The organism is Paenibacillus sp. J2TS4 (assembly GCF_018403245.1).
Lineage (GTDB): Bacteria > Bacillota > Bacilli > Paenibacillales > NBRC-103111 > Paenibacillus_L.
Map to the genome: position 1 here is coordinate 105,731 of NZ_BOSH01000010.1, position 14,215 is coordinate 119,945.

Annotated in this window: 12 protein-coding genes; 4 read left to right on the forward strand and 8 right to left on the reverse strand. The window is 47.4% G+C overall.

Features of this window, described 5'->3' with window-relative positions; all coding sequences use genetic code 11:
• Positions 1–26 precede the first annotated feature (26 nt).
• The 8 genes from KJS69_RS20060 to KJS69_RS20095 form a co-directional block, all read right to left on the reverse strand.
• The gene (locus KJS69_RS20060; protein ID WP_213585579.1) at positions 27–341 is read right to left on the reverse strand and encodes a metal-sulfur cluster assembly factor; all 315 of its coding nucleotides are present in this window, start codon (positions 339–341) and stop codon (positions 27–29) included.
• 552 nt (positions 342–893) lie between these two features.
• A complete protein-coding gene (locus KJS69_RS20065) occupies positions 894–1,226 on the reverse strand; it encodes an antibiotic biosynthesis monooxygenase (RefSeq protein ID WP_213585580.1) in 333 nt (110 codons plus the stop codon).
• Positions 1,227–1,328: 102 nt separating this feature from the next.
• On the reverse strand, positions 1,329–2,462 hold the full coding sequence (locus KJS69_RS20070; protein ID WP_213585581.1) for a VanZ family protein: 1,134 nt from the start codon (positions 2,460–2,462) through the stop codon (positions 1,329–1,331).
• Between the two features lie 201 nt (positions 2,463–2,663).
• On the reverse strand, positions 2,664–3,212 hold the full coding sequence (locus KJS69_RS20075) for a GNAT family N-acetyltransferase (protein WP_213585582.1): 549 nt from the start codon (positions 3,210–3,212) through the stop codon (positions 2,664–2,666).
• Between the two features lie 26 nt (positions 3,213–3,238).
• On the reverse strand, positions 3,239–3,859 hold the full coding sequence (locus tag KJS69_RS20080) for a TetR/AcrR family transcriptional regulator (RefSeq protein WP_213585583.1): 621 nt from the start codon (positions 3,857–3,859) through the stop codon (positions 3,239–3,241).
• Between the two features lie 224 nt (positions 3,860–4,083).
• A complete protein-coding gene (locus KJS69_RS20085; protein ID WP_213585584.1) occupies positions 4,084–5,559 on the reverse strand; it encodes an arylsulfatase in 1,476 nt (491 codons plus the stop codon).
• Between the two features lie 231 nt (positions 5,560–5,790).
• On the reverse strand, positions 5,791–7,482 hold the full coding sequence (locus KJS69_RS20090; RefSeq protein WP_249730635.1) for a M56 family metallopeptidase: 1,692 nt from the start codon (positions 7,480–7,482) through the stop codon (positions 5,791–5,793).
• Positions 7,483–7,491: 9 nt separating this feature from the next.
• Positions 7,492–7,860: a BlaI/MecI/CopY family transcriptional regulator gene (locus KJS69_RS20095; RefSeq protein WP_213585586.1), complete on the reverse strand. Its 369-nt coding sequence runs from the start codon at positions 7,858–7,860 to the stop codon at positions 7,492–7,494.
• Positions 7,861–8,211: 351 nt separating this feature from the next.
• Here KJS69_RS20095 and KJS69_RS20100 point away from each other — a divergent pair, with 351 nt between their 5' ends.
• From KJS69_RS20100 to KJS69_RS20115, 4 genes are all read left to right on the forward strand, one after another.
• Positions 8,212–9,126 carry an ABC transporter permease gene (locus KJS69_RS20100; RefSeq protein ID WP_249730636.1) on the forward strand — a complete coding sequence of 305 codons (915 nt, stop codon included), beginning with the start codon at positions 8,212–8,214 and terminating at the stop codon, positions 9,124–9,126.
• Positions 9,127–9,143: 17 nt separating this feature from the next.
• Complete coding sequence (locus KJS69_RS20105; protein WP_213585588.1) at positions 9,144–10,025, forward strand: carbohydrate ABC transporter permease; 882 nt, start codon at positions 9,144–9,146, stop codon at positions 10,023–10,025.
• 85 nt (positions 10,026–10,110) lie between these two features.
• Entirely contained in the window at positions 10,111–11,727 is a 1,617-nt protein-coding gene (locus KJS69_RS20110) for an extracellular solute-binding protein (protein ID WP_213585589.1), read from the forward strand.
• A gap of 134 nt (positions 11,728–11,861) precedes the next feature.
• Complete coding sequence (locus tag KJS69_RS20115; RefSeq protein WP_213585590.1) at positions 11,862–14,129, forward strand: helix-turn-helix domain-containing protein; 2,268 nt, start codon at positions 11,862–11,864, stop codon at positions 14,127–14,129.
• Positions 14,130–14,215: the final 86 nt, after the last annotated feature.

Sequence of the window (14,215 nt, forward strand, 5' to 3'; positions counted from 1 at the left end):
AGAGACGGGCTGCATTATGCAGGGTATTAAGAGATCGATTGTCGACGCTTAAATTCCTGGATCGCTTCATCGCTCATTCGCGCCGGTGTCCAGGCCGGCTCCCAGACGAGGTTTACCTTGACCTCCTTAACGCCGGATACAGCCCCTACCTTATCCTGAATATCATTCAGCAGCACGTCTTTAAGCGGACATTCCGAAATGGTCAGCGTCATCGTAATCTCCACCTTGCCGTTGGAATCGATCTCCAGATCGTACACGAGTCCCAAGTCGACAATATTGATATGAAGCTCAGGATCCATTACTTCCTCCAATACGGACCATACCTCGTCCTTTAATTGCATAGGTCCATTCTCCTTCCTTTATTATGAATACGGTGACCTCCTTAAAGTCTCCTAATCGACTCTTAATTATAATTTCACCCTGCTCTTTACATCCGACTTATCACACTAATCGTTAATTTTACACGGTCGACTAAGCCAGATTGACAGCATGGGGCCATAGCAGAACACTCGGAACCCGTCCTGACGGTCATTGACGAAGATCTGTCGAGCTTCGAGACGATCTGGGCGGCGGCCGGACACCCGAAAGCGGTCTTCCAGTTAACGCCGGACGAGCTTGTGCAAATGACCAAAGGAACCGTTCTGTCTGTCGTTTGAAAGGGAAAAGCGCAGTAGTAAAGCGTAGAAGCTGGGCGAGGAGGAAAAGAAGCGGGAGGGCATACGACCAAGGAGCAGATGAGCTTCCCTGCCCGGCTGACCCTCCTGTTTCATGCAATAATATTATATTCCGTGAGAAAACCAGTCTCTGTTCCAGCATAATAGCAGCAGGTGGCGCCTAGAGCCATCCTGTTGCACAGCAGCGCGTGCCGGAGGATGAGACCGGTTTGCATCTCATCAGGAAGTTCTGTCGTTATGAGGACCTTTAAAGGCTTTAACATAATAGACGCCGTGACTTGAACTGACGATGTGCTCCGGCTTAGGTTTGCCTCTCGACTGCCTGTGCCCTTCCAGATGGGCCTCGCTCTTCTCCCAGCCTTTCCACGCCTCCTCGGACTCCCAACGAGTCATGACGATGACTTCCTCATCCCCGCGTACGGTCTTCTTGACCAGAACACTCAAGTCAATAAAGCCCGGGGACTTCTCAATCACCCCTTCCTTGTTGAATCGCTCTACAACCTTATCGGAAGTCCCTTCCTTAACGATAATGGTCTTGTTCTGGATAAACATAGCATTGCACTCCTCTACCCTTGTGTCAGGGTCGTATTTGTATTCATTCTAGTTGATAAAGATTCTCATTGTCAATTATAATGAGAATTTAAGCCAGAGCCCTCAGGAAGGGTCTGGCTTTTTTAATTGGCTCGCAGGCGGTATGATTTGGTTTCGGGTGCCGCTGAGCTTCTCGTAAAAGAGTGTCTTATCCTTGCTGAACAAACAGAGTATAACATGAACAGCTAATACCAAATTAGCCAAACCAAGGAAGAGAAGAATCAACACCGAGATCATCCAGGCAAAGCTCATTCCCGTGGCCATCTGAAGAAGAAACACATTCGCACCGACAATCCCAAAGTACAGAATACCGTATCGGATCCATAACTCCTTCAGCGTCACCCGCTCCCCGGCCCCTTTCACCCGAATGCGAACGACCCATTTGCCGATCGTGACCCCATTGGTTCTGGAAGGAAAGAGAATGAAATAAACGAAGATGACAATGCCAATCTCCCACCAGGAATCCGTCCATCCGAATATCGCTAACAGTCCGTTAATAAACCCTATGACTATCCAGTCAATCATTAAGGCTAGGACCCGGCGGATCATCGCTACAGGTTTGGCCGCCAAATCGATTCCTTCATCCAGCCGTTTCGTATTCGGTAAAAATCCGGTCATTAACGGAGCAATGACATAGCCTGCCATAGCCCCTGATGTGTTAAGCAGCAAATCATCCACATCAAATAGCCGATATGGACAATTATAGATGCCGTAGAGCCCTGAAAGCTGGGTCAGCTCAAAGAACGCCGAGACCAGAAACGATAACGACAGCGTTTGGAGCCAAGACCGATTAAAGTAATATCTCAAATAAATCCCTAACGGAAACAACAATAAGAAATTGAAGGCCGCCTGTAAAAAAGCCCTCTCTTTCCACACTCCGATGTAGGTCATCGGAAGGCTCCACTGGAGTCCAGTCTCCCGCATGAAGTCTTTAACAAAATTAAACGGCATTAACTGCATGTGCTTGGTTCCCGGAGGCTGCAGGCTGCATGTGTCCGTTGTCTCTGGAAGCGGCAGAATGACCAGATAATAGGCTGCCATCGCGTATAATAGCAGCGAATAAAGCATGATAGAGCGGAACCAGTTAACATAGCCATATTTGCGATAATGATATAGAAGAAACGGAAGCAGGATGACGAAAGCCGCAATCGGGAATGTAATAATCGCCTGCTTGATCGGAAATAAGTACGATAACATGGTTAAGAACCACCTGTTCTAACAGATTAGTACAATATAAGCTCAGATTACCCTTGAATTATACAGACCGCTTCTCGCTGAATCAAGCTCAATCCCGGCAGACGATTCCTCTGGCTCTATTGGGTGTGAATGTTCACTGCAGAAACTAAGTAGACAGCAAAAAACCATCACCTGACCTTAAGCGATGGTTATCTTTTAAAATTATTGCTTTCTGGATTCTGCCAAATACTCTTCCTGAAGAAGTCCCATATGAATGATATCATGCCAGGCGCCTCCCCGGAACAGGCACTGCCTGGAAACTCCTTCTCGCCGAAAGCCCAGCTTTTCATACAGCTTGATCGCTTTTTCATTGAAGGAAAAGACCCTTAAGGAAACTCGGTGCAGGTTCATTTCGAGGAACGCATAATCAAGCAGCAGCCGCAGCGTCTCCTTCCCGTATCCTTGTCCCCAGTACGCCTTATTTCCAATATCGATAATGCATTCGGCATTGCGGTTTTTCAAGTCGATATTAATCAACGAAGTGATTCCGATCGGCGTTTCGGTCTCTTTATCCATAACGATGTAGCTCTTCGAGGAGGGAGAACCCAAGATCACCTGCTGAACGAAGCTTCTCGTCTCTTCCAGTGGATATATATCCAAATGGGGGCTAGTCGAATGCATCACTTCCAAATCATTGCGCCACCCATTATATAGCTCAACATCTTCCTCCGTCATTTTTCTAAAAGCAACTCTCGAAGATTCGAATAACATCCAACTGCTCCTTTCCTGCCGTTAGGCTAATGATTGACCGGGTCCAGCATTCCTTGCAGCGAGAGCAGCAGCACCTCAAGCTGCTCATTTACTTTAGTTCTCTCCGCACCTAACTGGAAGGTATCCAGCATCAATCCGTCCAGGAATGAGATCAGGTACAGGGCAATAGCTTCCGAAGCTGCGCGGGGTCGGAATTCTCCTTGCTCTATCCCTTTCTCAATGAACCTTTTTATCGCGTCCACCAGGCTTTGATAACGCTCAGTGATATAGGAATGGCTTGGTGAATTTTGCATATCGCCAGTCGTTAGAAAGAACTCCGACTTAGCTCGCACAAGAGAGCGGCGAATGTTCTCAATGCTCTCTCGCTGCCGATACACCCAGCCGGTTAATTGCCCCCATAACGGAGCTTCTTCCTCCGGGGCGAAGAAAAGAAGCACTTGCTGGTCTTCCCGCTGAAGAACCTCAATAAACACATGCTCGATATTGTCAAAATAAGAATATAATGCTCCTCTGGAGACCCCCGCCGCCTCCATAACGTCCTGCATCGTTGCTTGAGTATATCCTTTATGAACGAATACCCTTTCCGCCGCTTGCAGCAGCTCTTTCTTTTTCTGCGCTTTATACTCGTCGCTGACTTTCGGAGCCATGCTTCTCACCTCCCTCGACAAAATAGACATAGATGTCGTTTTAGAGACAGGTTTATTATAACCGACATTCACGTCGTTTTTCAAGTCAGATTTAAGCCCGCAGCATCATTACGTGAAGCAATCCTTGCTGCGGGCCACAAATGCAATCTTTTCCTATTTTCAAGGTAAGCTACTTTCGAAATTCAGGTTTATTTTTAGGCCAACTCCACCCGGAAAAAAGTCCACTACTTTAGGAAGCACTCTACCCCGTCCATTCTTTCCCGATAGTTGGGTGACACTAGAAATGGCTTGTCCGCTTGGCATACCAACTGGTCCCCTTCGGTCAATCCCGCGTTCCGGACTTCAAGAACAGCAACCATGCGGGCTCTCCACAGAAGGAGCGCCTCCTGATGTTCCGGCTCGCCGGCCAGGTTTACACGCTCATAAGGGTCGCTTTCCAAATCAAACATCTGCTCTTGTCCAATCCGCGGCAGCCACACATATTTCATCTTCCCGTCCGTTACATATTGCATTTCCTGCTCTTCCGAGTAACAGGTGGAATGTTCCCCGTGCACATATTCGCGCCACGGCCCTGCATCTCCGCGTATCAAAGGAAGCAGGCTTCGCCCGTCTACCGTATTTGGAACCGGTACCTCTGCCGCTTCCAGAATTGTCGGCATAATATCCTGCAGGGTGACGGGATGATCCACATAGGGCAATGGATTGCCAAACGATTTCGGCAAGCGTACAATCAGCGGAATATGCGCCGATCCTTCATAAGCGTAAGTTTTGCGCCATAAATGGTGGTCTCCCAGCATATCGCCGTGGTCGGAGGTAAAGATAATGACCGTATTATTTAGCAACCCGTTATTTTGCATATAAATGAGCAGTCTGCCAATTTGATGATCGATAAAATGGATGGAGCCGTAATACGCTGCACGCGCCCGCATGATTTCTTCCCTGCTGCGAACGCCTCTCCATGCGGTAGGCGAGGCTCCGTCTTTCGGAACGTCATGCACGTGGGCCCAATCTCCAACAGCAGGTTCGGGCAATTCTTTATCCATATATAGATCGAAATAGTAAGCCGGCGGATCGTACGGAGAATGCGGACGGGCGAACGAAGTTTTCAGGAAGAACGGTTTACTCGGGTCCCTCTCCTGCAAAAATCGGATAGACTCGTTAACGGTCCAGACCGTTGGATGCAAGTATTCCGGCGCATGATAGGGTCTCGCCATCCATGAATTCCAGTCGATGCCGTGATCTGTAATCCCGAATTCCCCTGTCTTGTTCCGGTCGAACCATTGCTTATAATCCGATATAAATCCCGGGTCGTAGGCTCTGCCCGATTCGTCCAATACCGTGCGATGAAACCCGTTCAACGCCCTTTGCGGGTAAAAATGCATCTTCCCTACCCCTTGCGTATGGTAGCCCGCTTGCGCAAGCTCACCTGGCAAAGTATGCTTGAATCCTACTCCCATATGCCCCTGTCCTCTTCCCATTCCAAGAATGCCCGTGTTCCACGGATCCATTCCGGTCAACAGCGATGCCCTTGCCGGAATACAGGAGGGGGATGGCGTATAGGCGGAGGTGAAAACGGTTCCCATAGAAGCCAGCCAATCCAAGTTCGGCGTTTCTATGGCCCTGTTGCCGTAACAGCCCAAAGTATCCCACCGCTGTTGATCAGTCATAATAAACAGCACATTCGGTTTGCTCAAATTCATCACCTCGTATCTTGTTGTCAAGCTTCTCGGAATAAGAAATTCTAGGTAAACAGCAATTTGCAAACCATTTCAAGCGAAATCTTTTTTAGCATCGCTGCACCCTATTATCTATTGCTGTCATAGAAATGTAAGTGCTTTTATTCTATCATAGGCTTAATAATTCAGAAACTATGGATTCTTTAGCGAATCTGCTTCCTGACTCATAAAGAACCGCTTAAGGAAGGGAAGGATTTAATTGACTTCGTAGCTTACACTCCAATTAACATCTCCAACAGACGGATTACCTACATAGATCGAATATTCACCCGTTGCCAGAATATCGAAGGTGACGGTCTCGGAATCATTGGAAAGAGTTTCGTAGTACGCTTTACCAGTAGTATGAGAATAAACTCCTGCATGAAAATCTTGGGGGCGATCCAAAGTGGCCGTAATGGTTACACTTGCTCCTTCGTGAATCGTCTGCTTCTTATTTGTGTATCCACTATCTTGGTTTAAATTCCCTCTGAATTGTTGTGCAGAATTACTTAGTGCTTTTGTTACGCTCGACTTGGAAACTTCGGGATTCGTCGAGTTGTTTAAAGCATTTTCCGGAAGGTTTTTAATAAACCGAGCTTCGGAAGAACCTTTGGAAAGCGTAACTGCCCCGTCTCCACTGCTTTCCGCTATATTCACCATCTTTATCTCGCTGGAAGAAGAAAAGCCAATGTTAGCCGATCCATTCTCACTTGCGGTTACAGCCCCATCCCCTTTTTCATTCTGAACATTCACTCTGTTAAGTTCATTCAGTTCTGCACCAAAAGAAACATCTGCTTGATCCTTGCTGGTAATAGCCCCATCACCTGAAGAATTATTCAGGTTAAACCCAGTGAGGGAATCAATACGGCCCTCACTTCCCGCGTAGACAGCCCCGGTTCCAACCAATGCCAAAGTCAAAGTCATGGTTACAGCGAGCATACGAACCGGTTTTTTTCTTTTTGCACCCTCGTTTTTCAATATCATACTTATTCTCCTTTCAAGATAGCTCCGTTTATCGCTAAAAGCGGAATATAATTTGGCCTTTTGATCCGCAACATTCCATAGGACATTCAATAGTAACTCACAATATCGCCTCCTTTCTGCAGAATTCATCGATTGAACAATCCGTTCGTCGCAGGACAGTTCACAGTATCGATCGGCGTCCCGCCTTGCCATATACGCCAAGGGATTGAACCAATGGAGCGCATTAATTGCTATAAAGAGGCATTTTACCCAGACATCACGCCGTTTATAGTGGGTGAGCTCATGGAGGAACACTTGGCGGTACTCCTCTGCCGTAAAATCGATGACCGCTGGCAATACAATTCGCGGCTTAAACATCCCGTACAGAAACGGTGAGCTGGCGTAGGGGGATAAGTACACCGGAATTTCTTTCGTCATGCCCAGCTTTTGCTTGCTGGCGGAAAGTTCCCTCAGAAGATCGGGATCGTCCGTTTGCTCGCATAACGAAAATATCCGGCTATCGATTTTCATATTCTGGATTAGGGTAACAGCCAAAAAAATAAGGGTCCCTGCCGCTAAAAAATAAGGGATGACATTCAATAAGCTTAAAACAGCGTCGCTTGACTCACGACTTAGTTGATCCGTCGTTATCAAACGATTTCCATCTGAAATGATTATTAGTTGTGACGGTTCTCCAAATCCATTTTGAATGGAAGCAGTAAAAGAACGAAGCTTGTTCTGAACGCTCTCCGGAATATTCAAGTAAAAAAAAGAAACCAGCTTAAAATAAGGGATGAAGAATAAAGTGTACAGAAATACATGAGAGTAATAGTGCCATGTCGCCGAAAAATAGCTTTGCGTAAACCTGCTCAGCAGCCTTAGAATCAGATATAATGCCGCCGCTACGACAGACATCAAAAGCAAGGTATAATAAAAGTCCTTCATCACCCACACCTACTCTTTCAATCGTTTCATTAATTCCTCTATATCTTCCTTTTTCAAATCTCCATTTTCACATAACGCACTGATCAGACCAGATACCGATCCATGATGAACATCGTTGATAAATTGTCTCGTTTCAAAATTCCGGTATTCCTGCTCTGTCAAGCAAGCCTCATAATGATTGGCCTTTCCTATCCGTTTTGCAGTAATAATTCCTTTTTCCATCAAACGAGCCAAAAAAGTAATGACCGTATTTTGCTTCCATGCTTTGCCTTCGGGAAGTTCTTCAATAATTTCTGCCGTCGTTATCGGGCCTTCATGGGACCATACAATCTCCATGATCTGCTTCTCGGCTTCCGATATTCTCTGCCACTTGGTCATGACCACCCTCCTTTATTTGATCTACGTATTGTAGGTCAATTAAAACCTACAGCATGTAGTTATATTTGTCAATAGTTTTTGGAAAATTTTCCTATACGATTGAAAACGGGTGCTTGGACGTGTCCCGGCGGACAACGATTGCTCTTTCGTTATGAGATCAGGCAAAAACAGAAGTGGCGCGTACCTGGCCCTGACTGGTTCTGGCTTCATAAAAATTGCATATAAAAATTGAACATTGAATAATCGCTTGAAAACCTGTTATTGTGCTAATACGACAACGAAAGGAGGGAGCCCTGCATGCCGCCCCACACTGAAGCTGCAACCGATTTCAAACCGGGCCTGCCGCTGCGCATGATGAAATACGCCCGATTCCTCAAGAAAGATTTGGTCCGCAATAAAACGATCTATTTAATGTCGCTGGCTGGTCTTGCGTACTACATTCTGTTTAAATATGTTCCTATGTACGGATTGACCATCGCCTTCAAAAACTTCACGCCGGCCAAAGGCATTATAGGCAGTCCGTGGGTGGGATTCACTCATTTCGAACTGTTCTTCAACAGCCATTACTTTTGGCGCATCCTGAAGAATACGCTGCTCATCAATGCATACGAACTTATATTCGCCTTTCCCGCGCCGATCATTCTGGCTTTGCTGTTAAATGAGGTGAAGAGCACCTTTTTCAAACGTTCCGTGCAAACGGTTACATATCTTCCGCATTTCATCTCAACGGTGGTGATTTGCGGGATGATCGTTGATTTTACCAGTAAAAGCGGGCTGATCAGCTCGATTGTCGAAGCGTTCGGAGGAGAGCGGTCCAATCTACTGCTCAATCCGGATTATTTCCGAACGATCTTCGTCGGTTCGGGCATCTGGCAGGGAATTGGCTGGGGATCGATTATTTATCTTGCTGCCCTGTCTGCCATTGACCCGCAGCTGTACGATGCCGCGACGATCGATGGAGCCAATCGCTGGAAGCAGGTGCTTCATGTCACGCTGCCCGGCATCAAACCGACCATCGTCATTATGCTCATTCTGAATATTGGCGGAATTATGAACGTCGGATTCGAGAAGATTATTCTGCTGTATAACCCGATGACCTACGAAACGGCAGATGTCATCTCCAGCTTTGTGTACCGAAAAGGAATTCTCGAAGCGAATTACAGCTACAGCACTGCCGTCGGCATGTTCAACTCCGTGATCAATTTCATGATGCTTGTTCTGGCCAACCGAATCAGCCGCAAATTCAACGAGACGAGTTTATGGTAAAGAAGAGGGGTACTTCTATGACGAGTAAGAAAAGTTTAGGGGATCTTATTTTCGATACGTGCAACTTCATCCTTTTATTCGCATTGATGCTGGCCACGCTGTACCCTTTTGTTTACGTCATCTTCGCTTCCGTCAGCGAGCCGCAGCAGCTTGTGAAGCACACCGGCATTCTGTGGAAGCCCTACGGTTTTACGCTTAAAGCTTATGAGATGGTCCTGAAAAATCCGATGATTGGGATCGGATATCGGAACACGTTGTTCTATGTGGCCGTCGGAACGGTGTTCAACGTGTTGATGACGGCGATGTTCGCCTATGTATTGTCTCGCCGAGGTGTTCATTTAAAGAACTTGATGATGATGCTCGTAGTGTTTACGATGTTCTTCGGAGGCGGCCTGATCCCGGAGTACATACTGGTCAAAAATTTGGGGATGCTGGACACACGCTGGGCATTGATTATCCCCGGGCTTATTTCCACCTGGAATTTGATCATTATGCGGACATCCTTTATGTCCATCCCTTATGAGCTTGAAGAATCCGCGCGGATAGACGGAGCCGGCGATTGGACCGTTTTATTCCGGATCATCCTTCCGCTATCCATTCCGCTGCTGTCGGTCATGGTCCTGTTTTACGGAGTCGGACACTGGAACGCTTGGGCCAACGCCCTGATTTTCCTCAAGGATCGAGAGCTGTTCCCGCTGCAGCTCGTCCTTCGCGAGATTCTGATCGTCAACAGTACGACTGAGATGACGGAAGATGCCGGAGCCGGCGACGATTTCGCGCTCTCGCTCATTATCAAGTATGCGACGATTCTGGTGGCGACCGTCCCGATTCTCCTGTTGTATCCGCTAATTCAGCGGCATTTTACGAAAGGTGTAATGATTGGGGCATTGAAGGGATGACCCGGGCGTGGTTTTGGAGCCGTATACCAACTAAGGACGGCTTTCAAAATATATTTTTAAAATTAGGACAGAGAGGGGTTCAAACATGAGAAAATGGAAGAAGCCGACGACAAGTTTGTTAGCCGTCGCATTGAGTTTCACTGTTCTGGCAGGCTGCGGGGGCAAAGCAGACGAACCGGCAGGAAGCGGTCAAGGGGTGGAAGGTAACGGTGCAGCAGATGACAAACCGGTGTCGCTCACCTTTTACGTGCGGCCGATCAACAACAAGTACCTGAAGAGCTACAAGGACATTGCCGCCTTCCAGGAAATTGAAAAGAAAACCAATACGAATGTGAGCTGGCAAGAGCCATCGGCCGGCGATACGTCGCAGCAATTCAACATCATGCTCGCATCCGGCAGCTATCCGGACATGATCTACTGGGGTACCGACGGCTATCCGGGCGGCTTAAGCAAGCTGCTTCAGGATGAAGTGGCCGTCAAATTGAATGATTTGATCGACAGCCATGCTCCGAATTTCAAAGCACTGCTTGACAGTAATCCGGAATTGAAAAAGCAGATTATGCTGGATGACGGAACGATCGCCCTACTTCCAAAAATAGAGCTCGATTTGCAGCGTAACGCTTATACCGGTTTCCAGATTCGGAAGGACTGGCTTGATCAGGTCGGTATGGGGGTCCCGACTACCATCGACGAGTGGTATGCGGTTCTGAAAGCGTTTAAGGAGAAGGACCTTAACGGCAATGGCGAAGCGGATGAAATCCCGCTCGGCGAACAAAAAGGAATGGAGTCCATCCGAAACTTCGCCGCGGCTTGGGGGGTACGAACAGGCTTATATCTCGACCCGAATTCCCAAAAAATAGAATATGGTCCACTACAACCGGCTTTCAAAGCCTATATGGAAACGATGCACCAATGGTTCGAAGAAGGGTTGATTGAGCCGGAATTCGCCTCACTGGACGGCAAGGCATTCGATGCCAAGTTTACGAACAACCAATACGGCGCCATGACCGGATATATGTCCTGGTTTGACAAGTTCAACAACCTGATGAAAGGTGAAAATCCGGATTTCAAACTCGTCGCCGCTCCGGATCCGATCGGTCCCGGCGGGAAGCCGTACAGCAACAATGACGGGTTGATTCGTTACGTTAGCGGGGAAGGCGCTTTCATCACTTCACAGAACAAGAACCCGGAGCATTCGGTGAAGTTCCTTGACTTTATGTACGGGCAGGAAGGCTCCGATCTGTTGAACTGGGGCGTCGAAGGCGAGTCGTACCAGGTGGACAACGGCAACAAAAAGTATACGGATCAAGTGCTGAATAATAGCGAAGGATTAACTTCTGTCGATTACATGCTCCGGTATGCGATTCCCATATACGGTTTCACCAAAATAATGGATCGTGAAGCGTGGGCTCAGCTCAGTTTGACGGCGGATGAAGCTAAAGAGGCGAATGAGATCTGGTATCAATCGGACAAATCGCTGCTGCTGCCGAATTTGACCTTGACAGCCGAGGAAAGTCAGCAATACTCTCAAATTATGAGTGAAGTCAATACCTACTTCGATGAAATGTTCATAAAGTTCATCATGGGAGTCGAGCCGCTTGAGAAATTCGACGGTTTTATCTCAACGCTGAAGAAGATGGGGATTGAAGAAGCGGTTCAAATCCAACAGGCTGCTTACGATCGCTTCCAAGCAAGAAAATGAGTTTAGCGCTTAAGGGAGGCCGGAGGACTCCCTTTTGCTGCGGTCGGGCTTTCTTCTTTCTCCAATAAAATCGCTATCTGCTTATAACCCCTCCGTTCACACCGGAATTGGATATGGAGAAAGGGTGGTCGCTGTTGTTTCTTGGGAAGAAGTTCCAATTCTTTCTCAAATATTTGTTTTCTTATGTAATTGTTCTGCTGCTCCCATTGGTAACGATGGGAGTATTTGTACAGAATTTTTTGATCGATACTTTGAAGCATGAGATCGTAGTCATCAATAATCTGAACAATCTTAACCGGGTGAAATATGTTCTGGATCAGCAGGTGCTGCAGCTTCAGAATACAAGTACGCAGTTAATGTATGTCAACAGCAATTTGAAACCGTTTTACCAATTGAACCAGGATCCGCTGAAAGCCTGGAAAATCATGAACGAGCTGCAAAAATATACGACGACGAACCACTTTATTCATGAAATGATGGTTTATTTCCGCGGGGAAGACCGGCTGTATTCCAATCGCAGTGTGTACACTCTGTCCATGCTGTCCGATCATATTTATCCTTATCCCAATTGGAGCAAGGAAGAGATTTATCACGATTTGAACCGGTTGACGGAACCGCTGATTCGGCCGGCCGAAATGCTTCAGGACGAAGGAAAATTCATTACGTTCCTTTATCCGATATTGCCGAGTTCCTCAACCCCATACGCTGCAGTCATTTTTATCGTGAAAGAAGAGGCGGTTCATCGAATTCTGGAGGATGAGTTCAAGAGCTATGACGGAAACACCTTCATCCTCAATCAAAACAACGAAGTGATTACCAGTTTGGATTCTAGCGGATCCGGTCTGCCGGAACAGGTTGCGGCGGGGCTGCCGAACGACTTCGAACCGTTTACACAGACTATAAAATGGAACGGCGAAACTTATTATTCTCTCTCCGTGAAATCGAAGGAAAGCGGCTGGACCTACGTATCCACTTTGCCGGTCAGCCAGGTGTTGGCCAAGGTTACGACAGTGCAAACCTGGTTTGTGCTCGGGATCATCGCCATTCTAACGCTGGGCGCAATGGTGATTTACGGAAGCATGAATATGAATTACAAGCCTCTCAGCCAATTAAAACGGTATACCGAGAGTATTTGGAAGCATGCGGAACCGATGAATGAGCTGGATACGGTCCGCCTGACCATCGATTCGCTATTTACTCAGAACCGCGCGCTCAACGTCAAGGTGGAAAGCAGCCGTGAAGCAGCTGAAGATTATTTGCTGGATCAGCTGCTTAAAGGGCGGAATCCGGATGCGGAGGCTTTCAACGAAGCCGGAAGGGAATGGGGGATTGTCTTTACGAAACCAAAAATCCGGGTGGCCATTTTACACTTTCACGGAGAATCAGCTTCCGTTCCTTCCGAAGAAAGGCGGCTTTTGCTGAAATCGCTGGGTCAAGGGCTGCCCAAAAGCTATGAAGGGTATGGACGGGATCATCTTGATGAGAACAAATGGGTGATGGTGCTGGCCTGCGATGCGGATGAGGGAGCCGATCCATCCGATGAGCTGTCAGTCTTTCATCAATATGTCCGGAATCTGCTGCAACAAGGCATTACCATTGGGGTGGGCAGTGCCGTCGCGGATTGGCGCGAAGTGCCCAAATCCTACTTCGAAGCGGCCACGGCGATCGATTACCGGTTTATCAAAGGGAAGGAACAGGTCATTTTCTCCAAAGACATAATCATCGATCAGCAAACCCTGGAAGCTTATCCCCACCAAGAAATTGCGGAATTAAGGAGCGCGATCAAGCAGGGCAATTTGAACAAAATCGAGAAGCTGCTTCAGCAGCTGCAGCAATATTTGAAGGAGAACAACATGCCGCTCTTCATTGCCCGCGGTTTGTGCTTCGATCTAATCAATGTGGTGATTCAGACTATGGGTGAGATTTCTTCCCAAGGACTGCCGTCGGGCATTCATGAATATCCGGATGTCTTTCTGTTGGAAAAATACGAGACCGTAGAGGAATTCACTTCCCTCGTGAAGCAGATTTGCCGAGATATCTCAGTTCATCTTGACCGTCTGGCGGGAGAGGATAACCTGGATTTGGACATGCGAATGATGCTGTATGTCAAGCAGAACTATGCGAATCGGAATTTCTCGGTTCAGGAGATGGCGGACTATTTCAAGATGGCGCCTCCGAATCTCAGCCATTTTTTTAAGGACCGAACCGGACAGACTGTTCTTGACTTTGCGACGCAGCTCCGGATCGATAAAGCAAAACAGCTGCTCCTATCAAGTACGCTTCCCGTTAAATCGATTGCCGAACAAACCGGCTTCGATAACGTATCCAGTTTCATCCGCCGTTTCAAACAATGGACGGGGATAACGCCCGGAGATTTTCGCAACCGGGGAGAAGTGATATAAAGTCAGAACCTGCAAAAAGACAGATATCTCAATAAGCCCAAACAAAAACAAGCCGGATACAAAATATCGCGGCTTGATTGTGACAT

Excerpts from the sequence above, each read along its gene's own strand:
- KJS69_RS20070 (WP_213585581.1), bottom strand. The coding sequence starts at position 2,462 with ATGTTATCGTACTTATTTCCGATCAAGCAGGCGATTATTACATTCCCG.
- KJS69_RS20060 (WP_213585579.1), bottom strand. The coding sequence starts at position 341 with ATGCAATTAAAGGACGAGGTATGGTCCGTATTGGAGGAAGTAATGGAT.
- KJS69_RS20080 (WP_213585583.1), bottom strand. The coding sequence starts at position 3,859 with ATGGCTCCGAAAGTCAGCGACGAGTATAAAGCGCAGAAAAAGAAAGAG.
- KJS69_RS20075 (WP_213585582.1), bottom strand. The coding sequence starts at position 3,212 with ATGTTATTCGAATCTTCGAGAGTTGCTTTTAGAAAAATGACGGAGGAA.
- KJS69_RS20085 (WP_213585584.1), bottom strand. The coding sequence starts at position 5,559 with ATGAATTTGAGCAAACCGAATGTGCTGTTTATTATGACTGATCAACAG.
- KJS69_RS20065 (WP_213585580.1), bottom strand. The coding sequence starts at position 1,226 with ATGTTTATCCAGAACAAGACCATTATCGTTAAGGAAGGGACTTCCGAT.
- KJS69_RS20095 (WP_213585586.1), bottom strand. The coding sequence starts at position 7,860 with ATGACCAAGTGGCAGAGAATATCGGAAGCCGAGAAGCAGATCATGGAG.
- KJS69_RS20105 (WP_213585588.1), top strand. The coding sequence starts at position 9,144 with ATGACGAGTAAGAAAAGTTTAGGGGATCTTATTTTCGATACGTGCAAC.
- KJS69_RS20110 (WP_213585589.1), top strand. The coding sequence starts at position 10,111 with ATGAGAAAATGGAAGAAGCCGACGACAAGTTTGTTAGCCGTCGCATTG.
- KJS69_RS20100 (WP_249730636.1), top strand. The coding sequence starts at position 8,212 with ATGATGAAATACGCCCGATTCCTCAAGAAAGATTTGGTCCGCAATAAA.
- KJS69_RS20090 (WP_249730635.1), bottom strand. The coding sequence starts at position 7,482 with ATGAAGGACTTTTATTATACCTTGCTTTTGATGTCTGTCGTAGCGGCG.